The organism is Streptomyces beigongshangae (genome assembly GCF_019710745.1).
Lineage (GTDB): Bacteria > Actinomycetota > Actinomycetes > Streptomycetales > Streptomycetaceae > Streptomyces > Streptomyces beigongshangae.
Genome location: NZ_JAHKJW010000193.1, coordinates 1 through 474 on the forward strand (window position 1 = coordinate 1; position 474 = coordinate 474).

Here is a 474-nt window from a genome sequence, read left to right on the forward strand (position 1 = left end):
ACAAGTACACGAAGCGGTACACCGAGGAGTTCAAACGGGACGCGATCGCGCTCGTCGATTCCTCAGGAAAGACGGTCACCGCGGTCGCCCGGGAACTCGGCATCAGCTCGGAGTCCCTGCGTGGCTGGTACCGGCGGGCCAAGGCAGACCGGGGTGAGGGCCAGCCCGGTGAGCTGACCACGGCCGAACGCGACGAGCTCAAGCGGCTCCGGAAGCAGAACACCGAGCAGGCCAAGACGATCGAGGTACTGCGAAAAGCCGCGGTCTTCTTCGCGAAGGAGAGCGATCGATGAACGGCATATACGCGTTCATCGAGGCGGAGAAGACCACCCACGATGTTGCTTTCCTGTGTCGGCTGCTGAACGTGGCCCGCTCCTCTTTCTACGCCTGGAGCTCGGCGGCGCAGACGCGAGCCGCCCGGAAGGCTGCCGACGACGCCCTCGCCCACGAGATCACCGTCATCCATGTCGCGTC

At 64.8% G+C, this 474-nt stretch carries 1 protein-coding gene and 1 pseudogene; both read left to right on the top strand.

Going from position 1 to position 474, the window contains the following annotated elements; genetic code table 11:
- Nucleotides 1-293: transposase (locus KM933_RS38795; RefSeq protein WP_221362398.1), on the top strand; the 293-nt coding region annotated here is incomplete at its 5' end.
- Nucleotides 290-474: pseudogene (locus KM933_RS38800) on the top strand (hypothetical protein); the annotation flags it as partial. The gene KM933_RS38795 and the pseudogene KM933_RS38800, both read left to right, overlap by 4 nt.